At 52.6% G+C, this 24,838-nt stretch carries 17 protein-coding genes; 11 read left to right on the top strand and 6 right to left on the bottom strand.

From position 1 onward, the window contains the following. Positions 1-48: 48 nt before the first annotated feature. Positions 49-1,017, bottom strand: a complete 969-nt coding sequence (locus ACFOE0_RS10220) for a peptidoglycan binding protein CsiV (RefSeq protein ID WP_248935773.1) — start codon at positions 1,015-1,017, stop codon at positions 49-51. A gap of 2 nt (positions 1,018-1,019) precedes the next feature. After that, a complete protein-coding gene (gene mfd, locus ACFOE0_RS10215; RefSeq protein WP_248935772.1) occupies positions 1,020-4,496 on the bottom strand; it encodes a transcription-repair coupling factor in 3,477 nt (1,158 codons plus the stop codon). Between the two features lie 137 nt (positions 4,497-4,633). Between mfd and ACFOE0_RS10210 the strand changes: the two genes are divergently transcribed. Next, the gene (locus ACFOE0_RS10210; protein WP_248935771.1) at positions 4,634-5,185 is read left to right on the top strand and encodes a GNAT family N-acetyltransferase; all 552 of its coding nucleotides are present in this window, start codon (positions 4,634-4,636) and stop codon (positions 5,183-5,185) included. Here the strand turns inward: ACFOE0_RS10210 and ACFOE0_RS10205 are convergent. Next, positions 5,182-5,751 carry a hypothetical protein gene (locus ACFOE0_RS10205; RefSeq protein WP_248935770.1) on the bottom strand — a complete coding sequence of 190 codons (570 nt, stop codon included), beginning with the start codon at positions 5,749-5,751 and terminating at the stop codon, positions 5,182-5,184. The genes ACFOE0_RS10210 and ACFOE0_RS10205 overlap by 4 nt on opposite strands. An 83-nt stretch (positions 5,752-5,834) precedes the next feature. On the opposite strand from ACFOE0_RS10205, the gene ACFOE0_RS10200 reads away from it, so the two are divergent. From ACFOE0_RS10200 to lolE, 3 genes are read left to right on the top strand one after another with little or no spacing between them, the layout of a single operon-like run. Further along, positions 5,835-7,067, top strand: a complete 1,233-nt coding sequence (locus tag ACFOE0_RS10200; protein ID WP_248935769.1) for a lipoprotein-releasing ABC transporter permease subunit — start codon at positions 5,835-5,837, stop codon at positions 7,065-7,067. 10 nt (positions 7,068-7,077) lie between these two features. Next, a complete protein-coding gene (lolD, locus tag ACFOE0_RS10195) occupies positions 7,078-7,770 on the top strand; it encodes a lipoprotein-releasing ABC transporter ATP-binding protein LolD (protein WP_248935971.1) in 693 nt (230 codons plus the stop codon). Further along, complete coding sequence (gene lolE, locus ACFOE0_RS10190; RefSeq protein WP_248935768.1) at positions 7,767-9,017, top strand: lipoprotein-releasing ABC transporter permease subunit LolE; 1,251 nt, start codon at positions 7,767-7,769, stop codon at positions 9,015-9,017. The genes lolD and lolE overlap by 4 nt, the downstream gene beginning before the upstream one ends. 57 nt (positions 9,018-9,074) lie before the next feature. Here lolE and ACFOE0_RS10185 read toward each other — a convergent pair whose 3' ends face one another. After that, positions 9,075-9,599 (bottom strand): DUF2062 domain-containing protein, encoded by a 525-nt coding sequence (locus tag ACFOE0_RS10185; RefSeq protein ID WP_248935767.1) that lies wholly within the window; start codon positions 9,597-9,599, stop codon positions 9,075-9,077. A gap of 32 nt (positions 9,600-9,631) precedes the next feature. Here ACFOE0_RS10185 and ACFOE0_RS10180 point away from each other — a divergent pair, with 32 nt between their 5' ends. The 7 genes from ACFOE0_RS10180 (at position 9,632) to yfcC (ending at position 18,467) form a co-directional block, all read left to right on the top strand. Continuing rightward, positions 9,632-11,947, top strand: coding sequence for a DNA internalization-related competence protein ComEC/Rec2 (locus ACFOE0_RS10180; protein ID WP_248935766.1), 2,316 nt, complete (start codon positions 9,632-9,634; stop codon positions 11,945-11,947). Between the two features lie 35 nt (positions 11,948-11,982). Further along, entirely contained in the window at positions 11,983-13,806 is a 1,824-nt protein-coding gene (gene msbA / locus ACFOE0_RS10175; RefSeq protein WP_248935765.1) for a lipid A export permease/ATP-binding protein MsbA, read from the top strand. Continuing rightward, positions 13,807-14,820, top strand: coding sequence for a tetraacyldisaccharide 4'-kinase (gene lpxK / locus ACFOE0_RS10170; protein WP_248935764.1), 1,014 nt, complete (start codon positions 13,807-13,809; stop codon positions 14,818-14,820). Beyond that, positions 14,807-14,986 (top strand): Trm112 family protein, encoded by a 180-nt coding sequence (locus tag ACFOE0_RS10165; protein WP_248935763.1) that lies wholly within the window; start codon positions 14,807-14,809, stop codon positions 14,984-14,986. Before lpxK ends, ACFOE0_RS10165 begins: the two co-directional genes overlap by 14 nt. 191 nt (positions 14,987-15,177) lie before the next feature. Beyond that, positions 15,178-15,369 carry a hypothetical protein gene (locus ACFOE0_RS10160; RefSeq protein ID WP_248935762.1) on the top strand — a complete coding sequence of 64 codons (192 nt, stop codon included), beginning with the start codon at positions 15,178-15,180 and terminating at the stop codon, positions 15,367-15,369. Further along, on the top strand, positions 15,366-16,811 hold the full coding sequence (gene panF, locus ACFOE0_RS10155; RefSeq protein ID WP_248935761.1) for a sodium/pantothenate symporter: 1,446 nt from the start codon (positions 15,366-15,368) through the stop codon (positions 16,809-16,811). The genes ACFOE0_RS10160 and panF overlap by 4 nt, the downstream gene beginning before the upstream one ends. A gap of 120 nt (positions 16,812-16,931) precedes the next feature. Further along, complete coding sequence (gene yfcC, locus ACFOE0_RS10150; protein WP_248935760.1) at positions 16,932-18,467, top strand: putative basic amino acid antiporter YfcC; 1,536 nt, start codon at positions 16,932-16,934, stop codon at positions 18,465-18,467. A gap of 50 nt (positions 18,468-18,517) precedes the next feature. On the opposite strand, the gene ACFOE0_RS10145 is transcribed toward yfcC, so the two are convergent. After that, positions 18,518-21,574, bottom strand: coding sequence for an efflux RND transporter permease subunit (locus ACFOE0_RS10145; protein WP_248935759.1), 3,057 nt, complete (start codon positions 21,572-21,574; stop codon positions 18,518-18,520). After that, entirely contained in the window at positions 21,571-24,828 is a 3,258-nt protein-coding gene (locus ACFOE0_RS10140) for an efflux RND transporter permease subunit (protein ID WP_248935758.1), read from the bottom strand. Before ACFOE0_RS10140 ends, ACFOE0_RS10145 begins: the two co-directional genes overlap by 4 nt. Positions 24,829-24,838: the final 10 nt, after the last annotated feature.

Here is a 24,838-nt window from a genome sequence, read left to right as displayed (position 1 = left end):
AAACAGGCGTAAAAAAGGGCGGTCACGACCGCCCTGAATGTTGATGGGTTACTGCCCAGTGACGCTGGCTTCACTTTCCTGATTAACTTCCCTCTCCGATGGCTGTTCCATTTTTCGGATCTGAATCAGCAGCCCCAGTTTCGGGTGATCAAAATAGTGCATTTCATTACTTCTTACCCGCCGATTCTGCTTCATGTGAATCGCGTACAGATAGGGAACCTGTTTGGCTTCTTCAGCTGTGTCATCAGCAACGACGCTTTGCTCTGTCAGTTCCGGCTCCGGTTTCGCCAGGGTTTTGTCTCCCTCTTCACGCAGTACCAAATCGGTTTCAATGTAGAGCCAGTGATTCAGATAGATGTTGAGAGTGCCATCCAATTGCCACACAGGGTCTTCACTATCCTGGGTGAGAAAATCGTTAAGATAGGTGAAGTGTTGTACCAGATCATTATCAGCTTCGATGACAGACCCGTCGGCGCGGTAATTTTTGCCAAAATCTTTGCCGGCATATAGACGGATAGGCTTGGCCTGACGGCGGGGTTTCATATTTTCCTGCCAGGTCATATGCAACAGACCTGTCACGCCAGGCTCCCGGGAAACTTTGCTGATCAGCTCCTGAAACTGGCTTTGACTGTCTGCCAGCAGCACCGCTGATTCATCTGTGTTGGCATAGGTCTCTTGTGCCGCACCTATGGTCACAGGAACTTGTTCCGGGTGGGTTCGGCTGGTTTGCAACATCTGCTGATTACACCAATCGGGTCTGGTGGCCCAGTCGGCGGCGGTACAGCCGTTCAGCGCTGAATTCAACCCTGACACATCGGTAGATACCACTGGAGTGATCAGGTCTATCGCTTTGCGGGTGTCAGCGGGCACAGCCTGTTCAGGCCATTGTTCACTGTCCGCAGCCTGGCGACTGAACACATAGACTTCAACTTCAAACCAGTTCTCTTCACTGGCTGAGACATTCTGGCTTAAACCCAGAGTGGCAAGCAGCAGGGAAACCCCAATTAAACGAAACACGTTTACTCTCCAAGACGATTTTGTGACAGCTGGTCCAGTATGGTTTTGACCAATTCCAGCCTGTCTTTCGGCGTTTCAGCCGGGATTAGGAACTTTAACTTATTAGGCCCATCCATACGATAGATTTGTGGCTGACTTTGCAATAAACCAATGATAAATCCCGGATCTATGCAGTGATTGTCAGCGAATTCCATGCTGCCGCCTTTGGCATGCATCTCAATTTTGCTGATACCCAGCTCAGTGGCTTTGTGCTTGAACAAAGTCAGCGTCAGCAGGTTTTTGGCGGCATCGGGCAGCATCCCAAAACGGTCAATAAGCTCGACCCTGAGTTCATCCAGGGCTGAATCTGTCTCGCAGCTGGCGATGCGCTTATACAGCGACAGACGCATATTTACGTCGCCCACATAGTCTTCCGGCAGCAGGGCAGGGATTCGAAGGTCGATTTCACACTGTTGTTTCAACATCTGCTGCAGTGATGGCTCTTTACCTTCTTTCAGAGCTTTAACCGCTCCCTCCAGCATCTCCATATACAGGCTGAAGCCGATTTTTGAGATATGACCACTTTGCTCATCCCCCAGCAGTTCACCGGCTCCCCGGATCTCCAAATCCTGAGTGGCCAGCATAAACCCTGCACCAAGGTCTTCCAGTGCTTCCAGAGCCTCAAGACGTTTGCGGGCGTCACTGGTCATGCGCTTGGGATGAGGCGTCATCAGATAAGCATAGGCCTGGTGATGCGAACGCCCAACCCGACCACGTAACTGGTGTAGCTGAGCCAGTCCAAAGTGATCGGCCCTGTCGATAATGATGGTGTTGGCACTGGGAACATCGATACCGGTTTCAATAATGGTGGTGCAAACCAGCACATTGAATCTCTGGTGATAAAAGTCCGACATGACCTGTTCCAGTTCCCGCTCACGCATCTGCCCATGGGCGGTAACGACACGGGCTTCCGGAACCAGTTCGCGAATGTCTGCCGCACACTTCTCTATGGTTTCTACCGCATTGTGGAGGAAATAGACCTGACCACCACGAAGGATTTCACGCATGATGGCTTCGCGAACAGTGGCTTTGTCATACTCTCGCACAAAGGTCTTCACTGCCAGTCGCTTGGCCGGAGGCGTGGCGATAATGGACAGATCCCGCATACCTGACATAGCCATATTCAGTGTCCGCGGGATAGGAGTTGCGGTCAGCGTCAGGATATCTACGTTGGCTCTGAGCGCTTTGATTTTCTCTTTCTGACGAACGCCGAATCTGTGCTCCTCATCGATGACAAGTAATCCAAGGTTTTCAAACTGAGCGCCGGATTGCAGTAATTTGTGAGTCCCGATCACAATATCCACTTTGCCTGCTGCCAGGTTGTCCAGCACCTGATTTTGCTCTTTGGCGGTGCGGAATCGGCTCATGACTTCAATGCTAACCGGCCAATCGGCGAATCTGTCCTTGAAGTTTTCATAATGCTGCTGGGCCAACAGTGTGGTGGGAACCAATACCACAACCTGTTTGCCATCGTTGACCGCAACGAAAGCGGCACGCATAGCGACTTCTGTCTTACCAAAGCCCACATCACCACAGACCAAACGATCCATGGCGATAGAGGAGCGCATATCTGCCAGTACGGCGTGAATGGCGGTTTCCTGATCCACGGTTTCTTCAAATGGGAAGCCCTGGGAGAAGAGTGCATACTCCTCTTCATCCAATTGACAGGCATCACCGGGGCGGGCCTGCCGACGGGCATAGACATCCAGCAACTCAGCGGCAACGTCACGTATCTTCTCAATGGCTTTACGCTTGGCTTTGGCCCAGGTTTCATTGCCCAGTTTATTGAGGTGCAACGACTCCTCTGTCCCTGCGCTGTAGCGGCTGATCAGATGCAAAGAGGAGACAGGCACATAAAGTTTGTCTCCGCCGGCATACTCCAGCTTGAGGTACTCAGCGACCAGGCCTCCGGTATCCAGAGTTTCCAGCCCCTGATACAGGGCCACACCGTGTTCCAGATGGACAATGGGTTGACCCACTTTCAGCTCTGCCAGATTCTTAATCAACAGGTCGCTGCTGATCTGACGTTCTTTGTCCCGGCGGCGTTGCTGAGCAATGCGCTGACCAAAGAGTTCAGTCTCACAAATAATGGCAACTTTGCTGTCGGACAGCAGGCACCCCTGAGACAAGGGAGAGACTATCAGACCAAGGGGGTCATCACTGTCGATAAAGTCATTGAGGTGCTCAAGCACCCTGGGGCGAATATCAATCCTGGCCAGCAGTTCAAGCAGTGCTTCACGACGCCCCTCAGATTCCGCACAAAAGAGCAGGCGAACTTTGGGGTGGTCTGTATGGTACTGAGCGAGCGAGATTAACGGCTGTCTTAGCTTATGGTTGGCCGTGATATCCGGCAGGGCTGCTGCCTTGGCAAACTTGTACTTATACTTTTCATCACTGGCATCAAGGGTGACCACAAACCGGGGCAAAGGTTTGAATGCGCCAAACAGTTGCTCAGTCAGCAGGTAAAGCTCTTTCGGCTCAAGCAGCGGACGCAAAGGATCGATACGTCTGTCTTCGTATCTTTGTTCCACTTCTGTCAGATGGTTTCTGGCGGCCGCTTCAATATCGCCACAGGTGACAATTTGAGTATCCGGCGGAAGGTAATCAAACAGGGTGGCAGTGGTGTCGAAAAACAGTGGCAGATAGTTTTCTATGCCCGCTGGCATCAACTTACGGCTCACCTGCTGATAAATAGATTCCGGCTCTTTGGAGATGGTTTCAAAGCGGCGGCGATATCGCTGACGGAAACCTTCGATAGCCTGATTATCGGTTGGGAACTCCCTTGCAGGCAGCATCCTCAGTTGTGGCATCTCAATGCTGGAGCGCTGAGTCTCAGGGTCAAAGAAACGCAATGACTCAATTTCGTCATCGAATAACTCAATTCGTACGGGTTTGTTGCTGCCGCTGGGGAAGATATCCAGAATCGAGCCGCGAATGGCAAATTCGCCGTGCTCGTAGACCTGGTCAACCAGATGGTAACCTGTATCCGTCAGGGTTTGCCGCATGGTTTGCAGGTCGTACTTATCACCTTTTTTCAGTACCAGCACATTGCCAGCCATAAAAGACTGGGGGGGCAGACGGACCATCAGGGTTGAAATCGGCACGATTAGCACAGAGTGGCTTTCGCCCCCCAATCTTGACAGGGTTTCCAGTCTGGCGGAGATCAGGTCCTGATGCGGGGAAAAATTGTCGTAGGGCAGGGTTTCTCTGTCCGGAAACAGTCGTACCGGCAGTTCAGTTCCTTTGAGCAGATAACTGAGCTCTGCCTCCAGCGCCAGTGCACTTGGGGTATCGTGGGTGACAATCAGGGTCGTGCCCGGGTGTTGACGGCTGATACTGGCCAGCGTCATGGCTTTGGCCACACTGGTCGGGGCGCTTAGAGCTTGAATTCTTGCGTTTTTTAGTTGGCCGGGTGGCGTAAGGACGGAAAACTCAGTCATTGAAATGCTTTACTGTTGTTATCACGGCAAGTTGCCGACATTGTAGAGTTTTGGCGTGACCTGTGCCAGTTTTTAGCGGCCTTCGGGCAGAGTTTGCCCGCCGTTTATTGGTTTGTTAGGGATGAGAAGGGAAAATTATGTTCGTAAGAGAAGTGGACGAGTCTTTGATGCTGGCGCTGGTAGAGCCGGGATTTGCTGCTCGCTATCTGGAAATAGTGGACGCTGAAAGAGAATACCTGGGACGCTGGCTGGCATGGCCCCATAACGCTCATAACCGTGAGTTCTTTATGAGCTTTATTACCAATGCGCTGCAGGGGTATTCAGCTGGCCAGTCACTGACCTGCGGCATTCTATACCAGGGGGAGTTGGTGGGGAATGTCAGTTTAAACAAAATTGACAGACAGTTGAGCAAGACGGATATAGGTTACTGGCTTAGCGAACAATGCCAGGGCCAGGGGCTGGTCACCCGCGCCGTATCTGAGTTGTTGCATATTGCTTTTGACGAGCTCAAGTTAGAGAAGGTGGAAATTGCGGCAGCAGTGGAGAATCTTGCCAGCCGGAAGGTGGCACAGAGATTGGGTTTTACTCTGGAGGGGGTTATCCGCAGGGCTGAAAATATTGACGGCAGGGTGGTGGACCATGCCGTTTATGGTTTGCTGGCCCAAGAGTGGCACAGCTCGTCAGTTTAGCTGCCCGCCTGAGCCTGTTTTCTGGCTCTGAGTTGTTTCTGCTGCACTCTCAGGCTTGCCTGTACCAATTGCTCGATATCTGACTCCAGAATGGCACTGTACTCAAGCTGGCCTCGGTGGATGCCATCTTCACTGCTGGTTGCTGTGACTGTCGCGATACACAGAATGTTGATCAGCTCTTCGCGGATATAGAGTGTGGTTTTAAACTGCTGGCCGACAGTCAAAGGTGTTGCCGATGAGATGGTAAACCCGCTGCCACCGAAGCTCAGACCCGGATGCTTCTGTCCATGCTGAGTCTCTTTCTCCAGTACGTATTGCAGAACCAGATCCACTTTACGGGACTGTAGTTTAAGAAAATCCACCACAGCTTTGGCTTCATTATCCAGATTCCGCAATTGCAGAAGGCAGGCGTTTTCCAACTCTTTAACTTCAGTGATCAGTTTCAAACCCACTGACTGCATCTCTTTCAGAGCGGTTTCGTCCGGCAGCGACTCCTGCTGCCAGGGTTCCAGGTAGGCCGTGAATTCGTGAGGCACGTTAAAGTATGAATTGTCTGAGGATATCAAGGCTTGCCTCTTTATTTATGCCGGTATTCCACCTATTATCGTGCCCATTCCTTTGATTTAGCAAGTTTAGCCGCCAGGGGCCAATGAACTTCTCCACACCATTTTTTATCGGTTATCGCTACTGGCGCGCCCGCAAGGCCAATGCCTTTGCCTCTTTTATTACCTTTTTTGCCGTCAGTGGCATCTTTCTGGGTGTAGCCGCCCTGATTATCGTATCCAGCGTCATGAACGGTCTGGAGGGACAGCTGAAGCAACGTATCCTCGGGGCTGTGCCTCAGTTGACTGTCTCTGCTGCTGAAGGCTTCAGCCAACCTGAATCATTGCGCAAAGCCTTGTCAGAGATACAGGGGGTCAAGGCTGTGGTTGACAGCGCATCGACCCAGGCCATGTTGCAGTCACCATCCAATATCGCGGCCGTGCAACTGTATGGGGTCTATCCGGAACAGATACGCACTGTCTCAGACGTTGCCCGTCATACCTATGCCGGTTCATTCTCCAGCCTTGAGGCCGGGGAGTATCACGTCATCCTCGGCAGCCAACTGGCTCAAACTCTGGGAGTGGTCCCGGGAGATAAGGTGCGTATTCTCAGTGGCGAGGGCGTGGTTTATTCGCCTTTGGGGCCGGTGCCCAGTCAAAGAAAATTCACTGTCAGTGGCCTGTTTGAGATGGGCTCTCAGGTGGATGCTTCCGTGGCTTATGTTCAATATCAGGATGCACGACGACTCATGCGCAAGTCTGCGGATGGTGTCGATAAGTTAAGGCTGTATCTGGCCGATCCTTTCAATGCGCCCGCGCTGGCAGCAGAAGTCAGCGCGGTAGCGGACAAGTTGGGCATTAAAGTGCAGGTCAGTGACTGGCGACAGGACTATGGCCACCTGTTCAGTGCGGTGAAGATGGAAAAGAATATGATGTCCCTGATGCTGAGTCTGATCATTGCCGTGGCCGCCTTTAATATCGTTTCCGCACTGGTGATGATGGTGGTGGACAAGACCTCTGATGTCGCCGTGCTTAAGACCCAGGGCATGACCCATGGTCAGGTGATGGCGATCTTTATGTTTCAGGGAAGCCTGAACGCCATGATTGGCCTGATACTCGGTCTCGGAGCCGGGGTACTGGTGACCCTGAATATCAATACTGTGCTCAGCTCTCTGGGGATAGCGATTCTTGGTGCCGGCACCATGTTGCCCGCTCAGTTGAGCGTCCCTCAATTGGTTTGGATTGCCGTGGGCACCCTGGTAGTCAGCCTGCTGGCGACACTTTATCCGGCGTTGCGAGCCGCCAGAGTACAGCCGGCCGGAGCCCTGAGATATGAATAGAGAAGAGAAAATGCAGGAAGTTGTGCTGCGCTGCAGCAATATAACCAAAACCTATCGTGATGGTGCGGCAGAAACTCCCGTGCTTAAAGGTGTCACCCTTGAGGTGCGCCAGGGGGAACAGCTGGCCATTGTCGGCAGTTCGGGCTCAGGCAAAAGTACTTTGCTGCATATTCTCGGCACCCTGGATACACCCTGTGGTGGTGAGGTTTATCTGGGTGAAGAGGAGCTGTTCAGCCTGGATGCAGCAAGACAGGCTCAGGTTCGTAACCTTGAGCTTGGATTTATTTATCAGTTTCATCATTTGTTGCCTGAATTCTCGGCTTTGGAGAATGTGGCGATGCCAGCGCTGATAGCCGGTACCAAGCGCAGGCTGGCGATGGAAAAGGCTCAGGAGTTGCTTGAAAAAGTTGGGCTTGGACACAGGGGTAAACATGCGCCATCTGAACTTTCAGGTGGTGAACGTCAGCGTGTTGCGATTGCCAGGGCCTTGATCAATCAACCCCGGGTGGTGCTGGCCGATGAGCCAACCGGTAACCTGGACGCCGTCAGTGGTGAAGCTGTTTATCAGCTCATTCGGGATCTGGCATCACAACTGGGGATCGCCTTTGTGGTAGTGACCCATGACAACCAACTGGCTGCCAGAATGGACCGCCGGGTTCGAATGCATGATGGCCTGATCGTGCCTGATGAGGCGAGTGCATGAAATCCTTAATGGGCTTTTGGATTGGTTGGCGTTTTTACCGTGCCCGGCAGGCCAACGGTTTTATCAGTTTTATCTCTTTTGCCTCCACGGCGGGTATTGCTCTGGGCGTAGCGGTTCTGATTATCGTGCTTTCCGCCATGAATGGTTTTGAGCGTGAGTTGCAAAATCGTTTTCTCGGCGTGGTTCCCCATGGTGAATTGATTGGCGCGGCTGAACCTGTTCATAACTGGCCTGGCATGCTCCAGTCTGCGCTGGTGATTCCGGGGATCTCTGGCGCCGCCCCATTTATCCGAATCGAAGGCTTGGTGCAGAAGCCCGGTGGTTTTCAGGGATTGGCGGTGACCGGCATTGATACCAGATTTGAGCCTGAAGTCTCCGTTATCCGCGATTATATGTCTCCCCAGGCCTGGCAATCTCTTGAGAGTGATAAAAATCATATTGTGCTTGGTGAAGGGCTGATGCGTAAGTTGGGGTTAAAGATAGGCGACAAGTTGTCCCTTTATGTGCCCAGTGTCAGCAATGGTCAGAGTACTCGGTTGGGGGGCGCCAAAAGCCACAGATTTGTGATCACAGGGACCTTTAAACTCGGTGGTGAGCTTGAGCTTGCCAATGCTTATATCCCCATGGCGTATGCAGCAGGTCTGCTGAATATGGGAGATACTGTGACCGGGTTGCGCATTAAGGTCGACGACGTGTTTATGGCCCCTTCGCTGATCCGCGAGCTGGGCTTTAAGCAGGATCAATACCTGTATATGAATGACTGGACCCGGACGCAGGGGCACCTGTATCAGGATATTCAGCTGGTGCGCGTGGTGATGTATCTGGTGCTGGCTCTGGTCATTGCGGTGGCCTGTTTCAATATCGTGTCTACTCTGGTGATGGCTGTCAGAGACAAAGCATCAGAAATTGCCATCCTGATGACAATGGGTGTACGCCGGGGCGCAGTGATGACTATTTTTGTGGTTCAGGGGGCGCTTAACGGAATTCTGGGGTGCTTGCTGGGTGGGACAATAGGTACTTTGGTCGCCATGAACCTGAGCAGCATTGCCAAGGGGATTGAATCCCTGTTTTCTGTGCAGTTGCTGGCGGGAGACATCTATTTTATTGATTTCCTGCCATCACAGCTTGAGCTGTCAGATGTGGCCCTGGTGTTGGGAATGGCATTGTTGATGAGCCTGATTGCAACACTTTATCCGGCGTTTAAAGCCAGTAAGATAATGCCGGCAAGGGCCTTGTCCGGTCGGTAATCACAACATAAATTCAAACATCAAAAAGCCGGGTTAATCCCGGCTTTTTGATGGTCATTATTTGTTTGCGGCTGCCTTGTTACGCCTGTTTTGCCATTTGAGCATGGTGGCGTATTTCCACAGGCTGCGCAGGATAAAATAACCGACAGCAGCCCAGGTAATAGCCATGACGGCGCATCCCAGCAGGAAGCTTGGGCCAATAGTGGTCAAAGAGGCTTTAAGCCAGGCCCATGAGGCTTCAAAGTGAAAAGTGCTGGCATCTATCCCCAGGAGGCTGGCGCCAACAAGATAAGCCAGATAGAACATTACTGGCATGGTGATAGGGTTGGTAATCCATACCAGCGCCACAGAGACAGGGACATTAACCCTGAAGAAAATCGCCAGCGCCGCAGCCAGCACCATTTGGAACGGAATGGGCATCCAGGCACTGAACAGACCAACTGCAAACGCGCCCGGTACAGACTTGCGGTTGAGCACCCACAGATTAGTGTTGTGCAGAAGGCTACCAAACATTTTTAAATGCTTGTGTTGCTTCAGTGTTTCCGGTTTGGGGATAAATCGTTCGAGCAGTTTTTTTGGCATAGGCTGAATTTACTGTCTTTACTGTATCTCGTATGAACTATTTCCTGTTCGGGTTTTGTCTCACCCTTATTTCCACTGTCCTGTGGCCTGATCTCCCCGGGCTTGTCTGGTTGCCCGGACTATTCTGCCTTGTTTTGTTGACATGTAAACGACAGCCCCTGATTTCAGGTTCGCTCTTCGCTGTCATCTATTTTAGCGGGTATATCACTTTGCTGTTTGACCTGCCAATACAGACACTGGCTGACCAAAATCAATATCAGCAGTCAGGCCGGGTGCAGGTGCGGGGCGAGATCATATCACTTGTATCGGGTGAGGGCGACTGGATAGGGGCGAATATCCGCCTGATTGGACCTGAAAGCTATTGGCCATTACGACCAGGGATGCGCCTGAGCTGGCCCAAACCTCCAAACGTGAAACCCGGTCAGGTATGGCTGCTGGAGGTCAAACCCAAGGCGATTACCTCTGTGATGAATCAGGGAGGATTCAATCAACAGAAGTACTTTATCAGCCGCCACATTATAGCCAAAGGTCGGGTTACTGAAGCCACTCTGATAAGCGATGCCCCTGAGTCTGTGTTGGCGCATCTCAAGTCCGATATCTCGTCCATGGCATCGGGGGATATTTTGCTGGCCCTGCTTCTGGGGGACAGAAGCCTGATATCAGATGAGAGATGGCAAGAGTTAAGGCAGACGGGCACAAGTCACCTGATTGCGATTTCCGGTTTGCACCTGAGTGTGGTCAGCGGCTGGATTTATCTGTTGGCCAGCCTGACGTTAAATCGTTTGCTGCCCTCAGAGTCCCGGCGAAATCAAGTCGTTGCTATCTCTTTGGCGGCCTGCGGCGCTGCCGTATATGCCGCGCTTGCCGGTTTTGCTTTGCCCACAACCCGGGCGCTGGTGATGTTACTCATGGTGCTGCTGTTGATGGTGAGTACCCGCTACGCCTCGGCCTGGGAAAGGTTGCTCTATGCTATGGCTCTGGTGTTATTGGTCGACCCTGTGTCGCCATTGGGTGCAGGGTTTTGGTTATCCTTCAGTGCGCTGGCTATCATTTTGTTGGCTCTGGGAGCGAAAGGCGAGTCGCCGCTGGAGAGGAAGTCCGGGATAAAACAGCTGGTACTGGGGTTTATCAGGTTGCAACTGCTGCTTTCGTTGGGGCTTGGTATCGTACAGGCACTGATTTTTGGCTCTCTCAGTCCTTACAGTATGGTAGTCAATCTGCTGATGGTGCCCTGGTTCAGTTTGCTGGTAATTCCAGCTGCTTTGCTTGGGGGGATTGTGGCCTATCTGCTGGCGTTAATTGGTGTTGATGCGGTTTGGCCACTGTTTCCCGCGCAGTGGGGACTTACCCCTTTCACCTGGTTACTGGAACAAAGTAATAGCTGGCCTGCTGTGCTGCTGAATGTCCCGGGACAATGGCAGTGGGCATTACCCGTCATAGTATGCGCTGCTGTCATATGGTGGCGGGCGCCCGGGTGGCGAATGTTGGCATTTATCCCTGCACTGCCGGTGGTTGTTGCAGCAGCCCAATGGCTGCTCATCCAACTGACTCCACAGATGCAATCAAGCTCGAGCTGGCAGGTACACCTGCTTGATGTGGGGCAGGGCTTGTCTGTGCTGGTATCCCGAAATGACAGGTTTATCTTGTACGACACCGGGGCTGCCTACGGTGACTTTACCTATGCGGCCCGCACCATATTGCCCTTTATCGACGACCGCGGATTGACCCATCTTGATTACCTGGTAGTGAGTCATGGTGATAACGACCATGCCGGCGGTGCAGACAAGATATTGCATAGATTTCCTGACGCCAGCGTTATCAGCGACAGCTGGCCCAATGCCGCCATCAATTGCCGCCCTCAACACTTGAGTTGGCAGCATCTGGATATTGATATTCTGGGGCCGTCTACACCGTCGGATGATAATGATGGTTCCTGCGTACTCAGAATCAGTGACGGCCAATTCAGTGTGTTACTGCCCGGGGATATTGAGGCTAAAGCTGAGACCAGTTTGTTGGGCGCTGGCGTCGCGTTAAGCAGCAATATTTTGGTAGCACCTCACCATGGCAGCAGAACCTCTTCATCCCGGGAGTTTATTGAGTCTGTCAGTCCGGATATTACGCTGTTCGCCGCGGGTTATCGCAATCAGTATGGGTTTCCCAAGCCGGATATTGTCGCCCGATACCAGCAGGCGGGTGTGCGAACGCTGACTTCCGGTGATTTGGGGCAGATCAGCTTTGTGATTGAGCCCGCTGAAAAAACCTGGCAGGTGTTCAGTTATCGAGCAGATATGGCGCCTTTTTGGTACAACAGACGGTTTGAGTTTGGAGTGGCAAAAAAAGGGGGGTAGAATGGCGCCTTTGTTGTCAACAGTATGATTTCCTCATGAGCACTGCTGAGAAAAATGAAGTCTGGACCGTATTTAAACGCCTGATGGGGTACATCACTCCTATGAAAGGTATGTTTGCCATGGCGGTTGCCGGACTTATCACCTATGGCCTTGTCGACGCGACCTTTATTGCCTTTATCAAACCATTTATCGACGAAGGTTTTGCCGGTCAGGCAAGCTCCGCATCCAGTATGCCCGGTATGGGCGGTGCCATGGATGTGGTCTCAAACGGTGGTTTCCAGGCCAGTAGTGATGTGTTGACTCTGGCTCCTTTCGTTGTGATAGGTCTGTTCACTCTTCGTGGACTGGCTAACTTTGTCTCGACCTACAGCATCTCTTATATGAGTGCTCAGCTGATCATGAAGATGCGTCAGCAGGTGTTTGAGCATTACCTGAGCTTACCGGTCAGCTACATCGACCGTGAAAACTCGGGTAACCTGATCTCCCGGGTGACCTTTGATACCGAACAGATCGCCCGTGCATCGGGCAGTGCCTTGATCTCTATTGTGCGCGACAGTGTTACCGTAATCGGCATGTTGGCTCTGATGTTCTGGTATTCCTGGAAACTGTCCCTGTGCATTTTGGTGATCGGTCCTATGATGGGGCTGGTGATGACAGTGGTGAGCCGCCGCTTCCGCAAGGTTTCCCGGGAAATTCAGTCTGCCATGGGCGGGGTAACCGCCACCACAGAGCAGATGGTGAAAGGACACAAAAACGTGCTGGCCTTTGGTGGCCAGGAAACTGAATCTAACCGCTTTGCCCAGATCAATAATCGTAACCGCCAGCAGAATATGAAGCTGGCTGTGGCTCAGGCAATAAGCCAGCCAACCATTATGATTATCGGTTCCTTCGCGCTGGCCTTTGTGCTTTATGCTGCCAGCCTGGACAGCATGAAAACTGAGCTGACTGCCGGTACTTTCGCTACCATCCTGGGTGCCATGCTGGCCATGTTGCAACCCATCAAAAACCTGACCCGGGTCAATGCCGAGTTCCAGCGTGGTATTGCTGCCTGTACCGCAGTTTTTGAGCTGCTGGATACTGAGCCTGAGCCAGATTTTGGTACCCATAAGGCTGACCGTGTCAAAGGTCTGTTGCAGTTCCAGGATGTCTCCTTCCGCTACCCAGAGCAGGACAGGCTTGCCCTCGAGCATATAGATTTCGAGGTTAAGCCCGGTGAAACCCTGGCGCTGGTGGGACGTTCCGGCTCAGGAAAGTCAACCATTGCCAGTCTGATCACCCGTTTCTATATAGGTTTGGAACAGGGCAGTATCAAACTGGATGGCGCAAGCATCTACGATTACGACCTTAAGAATCTGCGTTCGCAGGTGGCGCTGGTGTCTCAGCAGGTGACCCTGTTTAACGATACCATTGCTAACAATATTGCCTATGCCTATCCAGGCGATGTAACCCGTGAGCAGATAGTTAATGCCGCCAAACTTGCTCACGCCATGGAGTTTATTGAGCAGTTGCCGGAAGGGCTGGACACCATGGTGGGTGAGAACGGTGTACTGCTGTCCGGCGGGCAGCGTCAGCGTATCGCTATCGCACGTGCGATATTGCGAGATGCACCTGTACTGATCCTCGATGAGGCAACCTCTGCTCTGGATACTGAGTCTGAAAAGGCAATTCAACAGGGGCTGGATAATCTGCGTCATAACCGTACCTCTGTGGTTATTGCGCACAGACTGTCGACTATTGAAAGCGCCGACAAGATTCTGGTGGTGGAGCAGGGCAAGATAGTTGAAGCCGGTAACCATGCATCCCTGCTGGAACACGGTGGTATGTACGCCAAGCTGTATCAGATGCAATTTGGAAGCTAAATGCAGCAGTTCGTTCATAAAATCTGGTACCAAGGACATTGGCTGAAATGGGTTTTCTGGCCTTTGTCCTGGCTGTTTGCCCTGATATCTTCGGTTCGCCGCAGCCTGTTTCGCCTTGGCATTAAGCCCGTCTACCGCAGCCCGGTTCCCGTGATTGTGGTGGGCAATATTACTGCTGGTGGCAGCGGTAAAACGCCGACAGTCCTGTACCTGATTGAGCTTCTGCGTCGCTCCGGATATAAGCCCGGGGTGATCAGCCGGGGCTATGGCGCTGAGATTGAATCCCCTTTGCGCGTCACACCTGAACACTCAAGTAAAGATGTCGGTGATGAACCTGCGATGATCTTTGCTCGTACCCAGGTGCCTATGGTAGTGGGACCTAATCGGGTAGCCGCTTTGGAAACCTTACTGGAGCAGGGCGATGTGGACTTGGTTATCTGCGATGATGGTCTGCAGCACTATGCTCTGGGGCGGGATATCGAAATCACCCTTATCGATGGTGAAAGACGATTTGGCAACGGTATGCTGATCCCGGCAGGTCCGCTGCGTGAGGGACCATGGCGTCTGGACAGTGTGGATTTTCGCCTGTGCAATGGCGGCACTGCGCAAACCGGTGAGTTTGCCATGACCTTGGAACCCTCAGGCTTGATTGAGTTGGCTGCGGGTGACAATTCCCACGCTCCTGTCGCCGGCGATAAAGTTGCCGCCATGGCGGGGATAGGCAATCCGGAACGCTTCTTTACCACGTTGAGGCAACAGGGGTTTGAGCTGGCAAAGACCAGAGCATTTAACGACCATCAGGCGTTCACCGCCGGGGATATTGATACCCTGTCACAGGAGCTGCCGATACTGATGACAGAAAAAGATGCGATCAAGTGTCGCGGTTTTGCAAAACAAAACTGGTGGTATCTGGCTGTTGATGCCAAGCTAGCGCCAGAATTTGATACACAGCTGCTGCAAAAAGTCGCGGCAGCAAAAGCGGGAAAACAAGGAACCACCCATGGCGTTCGATAAAAAACTACTGGAAATCGTGGCTTGCCCTGTGTGCAAGGGCAAACTGGAGTACCAAAAAGAAGCTCAGAAGCTGATCTGTAAAGTGGATAAGCTGGCCTATCCAATCGAGGATGGCATTCCGGTCCTGCTGGAAAACCGTGCTGAGGAGTATCAGGAACAAGCCTGATAAGCCGTACGCTGAGTCACAAACGCTCCCATGGGAGCGTTTGTCGTTTTCAGGGGACGTGATGACGTTGCTCACAACCCAGATGTGATCTAGAATCCGCGTCCTTTAAGGAAATCCTGCTGTATCAGAGGTCATTGTCTGATCTTTGAGTCAGTTTCCGGTGCAATGCAGGATGAATATTCGGGGATAATATGTTTTCGCTTCCCAGACTTACTCTTTTACTGACCCTGGGCTACTTTCTGCTTTGGTGCGCCGGGCCTTTGCTGCTCAGCGACCTTCCTCTTTGGCATGGCTTGCCTGTCTGGTTCTGGTTTTCCTGTTTGATGGCGCCAGCAATCCTGCTGTTGGCATTGATTGGCTTGAGAGCGGGCAACAAGCTATGACCACACTTATCCCTATTTTGCTTTATCTGGTGCTCAGTTTGCTTATCAGCAGGGTACTCAGTCGCCGTTTTTCAGCAGGGTTACATCAGGACAAAGCCAAACAGTTTTTTATCGGCGGGCGTTTTCTGAATGGGCCCATGTTGGCGCTGACTCTGGTCGCCACTTATACCAGCGCCAGCTCTTTTATCGGTGGTCCGGGTGCGGCTTACAACATAGGTCTGGGCTGGGTTTGGCTAGCCCTGATACAGGTGCCGGTCGCCATGTTGACCATGGGGGTGCTTGGGCCTAAGTTTGTGGCGATGAAAAGCCAGCACAGTACTTTGCTGGAATGGCTGGATGCCAGGTTTAATCACCCCTGGTTGAGCCGGCTTGCCATAGGGTCACTGGTACTGGGTTTTATCGCCATGATCACAGTTCAGTTTATAGGCGGGGCCCGCCTGTTTGCCGGTGTCAGTGGCATCAGTTATGAAATCGGATTGGCGATTTTTGTGCTGACAGTACTGGCCTACACGCTGACAGGTGGTTTTCGGGCTGTCGCGACAACGGATGCAGTGCAGGGCGTAGTCATGCTGGCCGGCGTGTTGCTGCTGCTGTTCGCTACTGTGTCAGCGCCTGGTTTTGGCGACAAGTTGACCTTGCTGGCCACAGAAAAACCTGCGTTGTTTTCTCCCATGGGAGGAGAGCAGCAATTGGGTTGGCCCATGATGCTTTCGTTCTGGGTGCTTATCTGCTTCGGCACCATGGGCCTGCCTCACACTCTGGTTCGTCTGCTGGCGGTGAAAGACAAAAGTGCGCTGGGGAGGGGAATTTTATGGGGGACGTTAATCAGCGCCTTTATGACCCTTGTACCTCATTTGTGCGGCTTCTTTGGCAGGGCGTTATATCCTGAGCTTCAGGTACCTGACACCATTATGCCGACTCTTATCAGTAATCTGTTTTCTCCCTGGGTGGCAGGTATCCTACTGGCGGCGCCCATTGCCGCTGTTATGTCCTCGGTGGATTCCATGCTGCTGCAATCTGCAGTGACCATGATACGTGATGCCCTGGTGAGAGAGCGTGAACAATCCGGAGCCAAGGCTTTATCCGCGGAGCGCCAGCTGCTGTTGACCCGTGGGGCTATGGTGGTGATTACTGCTCTGGCTGCCTGGTGGGCGCTGAAACCACCGGATATGATTGTGTGGTTGAATCTGGCGGCATTCGGCGCCTTGCAGGCGGTATTCCTGTGGCCGGTCATTGCCGGACTCTTTATGAAAAATGTATCGGGTAATGCTGCCTTTGCCGCCATGGTCACAGGTTTGGTGGGGTATCTGGCGATGTTGCAGTTGGCGCCATTGCCAGCGAAGGTTCATCCGATCGTGCCTGCGCTTTTATTGTCTGCCATGGCCATGATATCGGTTGTCTGGATAGAGCGCAGACGAACCCGTCGCCCAGCTTCACTGTAGACTATGCACATTCTTTGATTGTTTATGCGCAGAAAGTCAAAGAATTGTACCTTTCACTCTGGGCGGGGCCGCAGCTTTGGTTTATATTGCCGTTTTTTAAAATAATAATCGGCAATATAAATGTCCTTGCATCAACAAACTGCTGCCCCGAGTCAGGCGCCATCCCGCGGATGGCAAATGCCAGATACTCTGGTGATTATCTTTTTTGTGGCTTTTGCCGCTGCACTGCTGACCTATTTTGTTCCCATTGGGTCATTTCAGACTCAGGAGATCACCTATGTGGTCGATGGTGTCGAGAAAAGCCGGGATGTGGTTAACCCGGACTCCTTCCAATTTGCCCTCGATGACGCCGGGGAACCGCTGACGCAGCCTGTAGGCTTGTTCGAGGGCGGTGGCGGCGTTGGCTTTCTTAACTTTGCGTTTGAAGGCCTGACCTCGGGCTCCAAGTGGGGCAGCGCCATCGGCGTAATTATGTTTATGTTGGTGATTGGTGGTTCCTTCGGTGTGGTGATGGCCACAGGTACCATAGACAACGGCATTTTGCGTTTGATTGACAAAACCCGCGGCAACGAGAAGCTGTTTATTCCCGCCTTGTTTACCCTGTTCTCTCTTGGGGGCGCCGTCTTTGGGATGGGCGAAGAAGCCATCGCTTTTGCCATTATTATCTGCCCTTTGATGATACGTATGGGCTATGACGGCATGACCACAGTGATGGTGACCTATGTCGCAACCCAGGTTGGTTTTGCCAGTAGCTGGATGAACCCTTTTGGCGTGGCTATCGCGCAGGGGATTGCCGGTGTACCTGTGCTGTCAGGTACCGAAGTGCGTCTGCCTATGTGGATGGGATTCACCCTGATGGGTATTCTTTTCACTATGCGTTATGCATCCAGGATCCAGAAAACTCCCGAGCTGTCATACAGCTATCACTCCGATGCGCATTTCAGAGAGCAACAATCCAATTCCAGCCTGGAAAGCCGCTTTAATCTGGGTGACTGGTTGGTACTGGCGGCCATTGCCGGAACCATTTTCTGGGTGGTTTGGGGAGTGGTGGCCCATGCCTGGTTTATCCCTGAAATTGCCAGCCAGTTTTTCACCATGGGTATTATCGTCGGTATTATCGGTGTGGTATTCCGCTTAAATGGAATGAACATGAATACCATCGCCCGCAGCTTTAAGCAGGGCGCAGCAACCATGATTGAACCTGCCGTGCTGGTTGGCTGTGCATCCGGTATTTTGCTGCTGCTCGGTGGTGGCAAGGCGACAGAACCAAGTGTGCTGAACACCATATTGAACGCTGCCGGTCAGGGGATTGGTCAGTTGCCGGATGTGGTTTCAGCCTGGTTTATGTATCTGTTCCAGTCAGTATTTAACTTCTTTGTGACCTCAGGCACCGGCCAGGCCGCACTGACTATGCCATTGATGGCGCCACTGGCCGATATCGTGGGTGTCAGCCGTCAGGTGGCTGTACTGGCATTCCAGCTGGGTGATGGTTTTACCAATATTCTGGTACCAACCTCTGCCTCTTTGATGGCGACTCTGGGTGTGTGCCGCGTTGACTGGGGCGACTGGGTGAAGTTTATCTGGCGCTTTATGCTGATGTTGGTGGCAGGCTCCAGTGTGATGGTGATTGGCGGTCATGTGTTGGGCTTTGCCTGATAGCAAGGACTGAATAAAAAAGGCGCCGGATGGCGCCTTTTTCGTCTTTATCAGCTTATCCAGGGCAGGGCACGTCTTGAGAAGCGCTCTGCCTGACCAAGCCTCACTGCACTGGCGTGGCGCATATGGAAAAGCCCCTGATAGCAGAGTGGGACCAGATACAGACTGGTCACAGTCGAGAAGGTGAGGCCACCAATAATGGCAATTGCCATTGGCGCGTACTGTGGACCGCCGCCTCCTATCTGAGTTTCACCCATGGCCAGTGGGATAAGCCCCAATACTGTTGTGCCCACTGTCATCAGTACCGGACGCAGGCGGGTCAGACAGACTTCCAGAATAGTGTCTGACAGCTGGTCGAGCTCGGGGGTCATCTGGTTGATCTGATCCACAAGGACAATCCCGTTGTTCACTACAACCCCCATCAGTACCAGTATGCCGATCATCGCCATCACTTCCATTGGGGTGCCAGTGAACAGCAGCGCCCAGAATACGCCCGTGATTGCGAACAGAATTGAAGTGATAATGGCACTTGGCAACAGCAGGGATTCAAACAGGGCCGCCATCACAATGTAGATCATGGCAATGGCCAGAATCATATTGGTGATCATAATCTGCTGCTCCTGATCCTGGCGCTGGAAGCCACCGGTCAGAGAGTAGCGATATCCGGGAGGAAAGGAGACTGCATCCATCACCGCGGTGATCTGTTCCCGGGCTTCTTCTGTGGTCAGCTCATTGAGGTTGGCACCAATCTGCAATGAGGTTTGTCTGTCATAGTGGCGTATGGTGTCGAATCTTGGCTGAATGGAGATATCTGCCAGGCTTTCCAGACTGTACACCCTGTCATCGAACCTGATAACCGGTAAGGCTTTAAGCTGCTCAAGGGATTCACGCCACAGCTTGTCATAGCCCAGCTCGATTCTCAGTTCACCATTGGGATCATGACGGAAAGAGCGCAGAGCATTTCCCCGCAAAGCCAGTGAAATGGTGCTTGCCAGAGTTTGAGTATCTATCCCAAGGCGGGAAGCCAGTTGGGGATCCAGTCTGACAATCACCTCCTGCTGTCCACCGTTATACTCAGAGCGCACGTCTTCAAGCCCTTCGATGGTTTCCAGCAGTGGCAATACTTGCTCACTGATACGGATCAGCTCTGAGGTGGAGCGCCCAATCAGGGTGATACGAACGCCATTGTCATCATTCCCCCAGCCAAACTGCGGCTTGGCATAGGCAAACTTCGGAAAGCCCTCACGTATTTTCTCTTTCAGCTCAGTCATGCTGACTGGGAGGTCCTTTTGCAGGATCAGAGTTGATTGACCATCATCAGGGCTGTAATAGCTGTAAACAGAGTCTATGTAAAAGGCGTCTTTGTTGGCATACAGATACTCCTCCATTCTGTCGATCATCGCTTCTGTTGTGGCAACAGTATGACGTCCTTCAATTTGATAATTGATAAACAGGCGATTGTCCGACTGACCCTCATTTTGGTCTTCTTTGACATTACTCAGCGGGAAGGCTGTGGAAGCAAGAATGACCACGGCGCCAATTGCACTTTTCCAGGGATGGTAAAGGATCCATCCCAGAGTTTTACGATAAAAGGCGATGAGTTTTGGATATTCGGCGCTGGCCTTGGGCTGAATATTAAGCCTGCTCAGCATCAAAGGGATCAGAGTTTTAGCCACCAGAAGTGACGCCAGCAACGAAATACAGATAGCTATAGCCACATGTTCAAGGAAGATGGTCAGCTGAACCTTAACCCCAAAAATATTGGGCAGGAACACTATGGCTGTGGTCAGGGTTCCGGCCAGCACGGCCAGTGACACCTTATCCACGCCTTTGATTACCGCATCTTTCTCGCTTTCAGTGTCATGGGCATGGGGCTTTTGCTTTTCCTGCAACACGCTTTCTGTCACTACCACGGCATTATCAATCAGCATACCTACGGCGAGCAGCAGTCCCATCATGGACAGTACATTCAGGCTGTACCCGAGAAGGTACATGGCTGCCAGTGTCATGCTGATAGCGATAGGCACTGAGCTAACCACCACCAGGGTCATACGAATATCCCTCAGGAACAGGTAGAGCACGGCGAATGACATCAGAGCGCCGATAAGCCCCGCTGCCAGCAAGTCCTGCAGGGAGGATTTCACGCCATCTGCCGAGTTATCCATCACATAGAGGCGAATACCGGTAAACTGAGGGTCCTGTTTAATCTCCTCAACCACCTTCATGACTCTTTCGGAAACCTCGACCAGATTGGCACCGGACTCCTTGAAGACATCCAGCCCGACAGCATACTTACGATCCAGATGTCTGCCCTCGACCGGCTCCGGCAGGGAAAAGGTCACGCTTGCAATATCTTCCAGGTTCAATCCCGGTCGCAGTACCTGAGCAGCGACTTCATCGATTGAACGATATTCTCCCTTGGGAGAAACCTGATAAACCGTACCACCGGTCCTCATGGTACCGCCGCTGACAATAAAATTGGCCCTGCGCATCAACTGGTTCAGCTCCTGTGCCGTGATGCCACTGGCAGCCAGTTTGTTGGCGTCGACACGTATCTCAATCTGCTTTTGGTCAACGCCGTAAAGGGTAACCTGAGATACACCGGCAACCCGCTCAAGCGGCTTTTTCAGCTGTTTATCCAGCAGATCAAATGCACCGGACAGTTCCCGCTCACTGGACAGTCGCAGGGTCAAAATCGGCATGTCAGAGGTGGAGAACTGACGGATAAAGATACGTTCAAGATCATCCGGCAGCAGGTGCCGAACCGAGTCTATCTTCTCCCTGGCTTCCAGCGCCTTGGTGGCAACGTTTTCCCCCCACTTCATACGCAACTGTACATTGGCGCCGTTCTGGCTTGAGTTGGAGCGCATTTCATCGATTCCACTCATGGTCGCCAGGGCTTCTTCCAATACTTCAGTGACTTCGCGCTCTACTTCAGCAGGGGTGGAGCCCGGGTAGGGCACCTCGATAAACACCCGGGGGATATCAATCCCGGGAAACAGCTCCAGCGGCAGCAGTCGGCTGGAAACCATGCCAAACAGCACTATGGCCAGAAAGAACATGCTGGTGGTGACAGGCCGTTTAATAGCCAGTTTAGTCAGACTCATTGGGTCACCTCCTGTGTCTGGTGATTTGAGCCCGGATCTTCCGGCTCAAACTGTTTGCGGTCAAACAGACCGTAAAGCACAGGGATTACCACCAGGGTTAACAGAGTGGCCAACGACAGACCCGCAATCACGGTAATTGCCATAGGGGCACGTACTTCGCTGCCATCTCCCACACCAATGGCCATGGGCAACAGGCCCAGAGTTGTGGTCATTGTCGTCATAATGATGGGGCGCAGACGGGAATGGGCCGCGTCTCGAATTGCACTGATTTTATCTTCACCGGCGGCTCTGAGTTGATTAATCCTGTCCACCAACACAATCGCGTTGTTGACCACAATACCCGCCAGCATGATCAGGCCGATAAATACCACCACACTCAGGTGGGTCTGTGTCAGGAACAAGCCCAGCACACTGCCACTCATCGCCATAGGCACAGCTATCAGAATAAACAGCGGGTGCAGCAGGGACTCAAACTGACTGGCCATCACCAGATACACCAGACAGACAGCCAGTGCCAGTGCGATTTTCAGGGACAGGAAGGAGGCTTCCATCTCTTCGTTCTGACCGCCAAAGCGTGCCTGCACTGAACTTGGCAGTTGTTCCTGAGCGAGTATCTGCCTGGCTTCGGCGACGGCATCACTCAGATCTCCCCAGCCCAGATTAGCGGTAACCAAGGCCACACGCTGCTGACTGATACGGTTAATGGCAGATGGACCTGTTGCCAGTTCCACATCGGCAATTGCCAGTAGCGGCAGAGGTTGGTTGCTACCTGGGTTGATAATCATCTGTTCGATATCAGTCACCTGATCCCGTTCATCCTCTTCGCTGCGAATAAGGATGTCGATCTTGCGGTCACGAACTGTGTATTTACTGGCAACAGTACCGCCTACCCGCTGGGCAATTCGGTTGGCAATAGCCGGAGCATCCAGTCCCAGCGCTGCGATACGCGCGTTATCAAAACGTATAGTCAACTCAGGCTGACCATCTTTAAGACTGGTGTTAACGTCGGTAAAGCGGTCTGAGCGGTCCAGGGCATTAACCAACTGCTCGCCGGTACGTTTCAGTACTTCAAGGTCATAGCCCGACAGTTCAATCTCCAGAGGAGTTTTAAAGCTGAACAGCTCTGGGTGTTTGATATTGGCTTCCAGTTCAGGTACTCGATTGATAGCGCGTCTCAGCTCTGTGGTGACCGCATCGTAGGCGTTGGCATCCGCCAGCACGACTTGCAAACGGCCCCAGTTCTCGCCACCACGGTTGGTATCTGAGGTCATCAGGCCACCACTGCCTGCTTGTGAATACACATGCTTCACATCTTCACGGTCGCTGATAGAGCGAGCCAGTGCCTGCAGTACTCTGTCTGTCTCAGACACCTCTGTACCGGGTTGCATCAGGATTTCAGTGTAGAACTCACCCTGATTCATCGGTGGGATCAGTTCCATCCCCAGCCGCGGCAGCAGGCTGGCGCTGCCTGCACTGACGGCAATTGCCAATATCAGTGCGCCCATCTTGTGAGCCAGTGCCAGTTCAAGCAGGCCGTGGTAGAGCTTTTCCAGTAACGCATAAACCCAGTTAAATGCGCTGCTGAGGGGACGCATCACCAGGCCCGCAAGCCAGGCAAGCAGCTTACCCAGAGTGACGACAATAGTGAGCAGGGCGCTTGGGATATAGTTCAGCAGTAATACAAAGGGGAAGCTGAATACCGTGGCGCCATATCGCTTGAACTTTCCACCCAGAGTGGTCGGCTTGGGTTTGGGAGCCCTGGCCGTCGGTGCCGGCAGAGACTGAAAGCCTTTTCTGGAGGCCAGCATAGGGATGGCAGTCAGTGCCACCAGCAAAGAGGAGAGCAAGGCGAAGGTGACGGTTAACGCCTGATCGGCAAACAGGGCCCCTGCAATGCCATCGACAAAAATCAGTGGGACAAACACAGCCAGGGTGGTCAGTGTCGAGGCGAAAATGGCACCGGATACCTCTTTACTTCCCTGAATGGCGGCTTCAACCTTACTGAGCCCCTGTTTACGGCATCTGTCGATGTTCTCCAGCACCACAATGGCATTATCCACCAGGAGGCCTACCGCCAGGGCGATGCCCCCCAGGGACATGATATTCAGACTGATGTCCGAGAAATGCATCATGTTAAAGGTGGCTATCACAGAAAAGGGGATAGACACAGAGATAATCAGGGTTGGGATAATGTCTCGCAGGAACAGGTAGATCACCAGCATTGCCAGCAGACTGCCGAGAATCGCGGCGGAGGTGACTTCACTGACGGCACTTTCAATAAATTCAGACTGATCGTAAATCACTTCAAGCTGATCGCCATTATTACGCTCGTTAAGCTGATTGATCGCCTGTTTGAGCTTTTTGGCTACCGCAACGGTATTGGCGTCGCCCTCTTTGTAGATAGCTAACTCAATGGACTCACGGTCTCCGATGCGGGTGATATCCGTGCGTTCCTTGAAACCATCTACGATGGACGCCACTTCAAACAGTCGTACCTGACGCTGGTTGTCCCGATATACGATCACCTGACCCAGCTCATCCAGAGTCTTGAACTGGTTGACGGTGCGTACCAGGTACTCTTTCTTACCCTGTACCACTTTACCGGCAGAGATATTGACGTTTTCCCGGGCGATACGCTGTTTAATGTCATCGGCGCTGATATTGAGCTGACTCAGCTTTTGCTGATCCAGCAAGATATGCACTTCTTGCTCCAGACCACCTGACAAACGAACCGCTGCCACGCCGGTGAGAGCTTCCAAACGGCGCTTTAGTTCCTCATCTGCGTAGGTTCTCATCTGTTTCAGGTCAGAACCTGACGCTTCCTCCCGAGACAGGGCAAGACGCATGATGGGGTCAAGGTTTGGGTTGAATCTCAGCAGCAGTGGCTTATCGATATCCAGAGGCAGGATGATGGTGTCCAGCTTTTCCCGCACATCGAGACTGGCCATATCCATATTGGTGCCCCATTCAAACTCGAGCACGACATCGGACATCCCGGAGCGCGATACTGAGCTGATTTTACGAAGTCCCTTAACTATGCCTACCGCCTCTTCAACGGGCTTGGACACCAGTTGCTCCACCTCCACAGGTGCGGCACCGTCGTACATGGTGCGAATCGTGAGGGTGGGGTAGCTGAGGTCTGGCAGCAGTTTAATAGCCAGGCGGGAGAAGCTGACCATGCCGAACAGCATAATGGCCAACATCATCATCCACACGGCGACCGGTCTTTTTACAGCCGTTTCAATCATTGACATATCCGCCTCT

The organism is Shewanella submarina, assembly GCF_042646185.1.
Lineage (GTDB): Bacteria > Pseudomonadota > Gammaproteobacteria > Enterobacterales > Shewanellaceae > Shewanella > Shewanella corallii.
The sequence above is the reverse complement of the archived record's forward strand: the minus strand, read 5'-3'. Positions and strand labels throughout refer to the sequence as shown.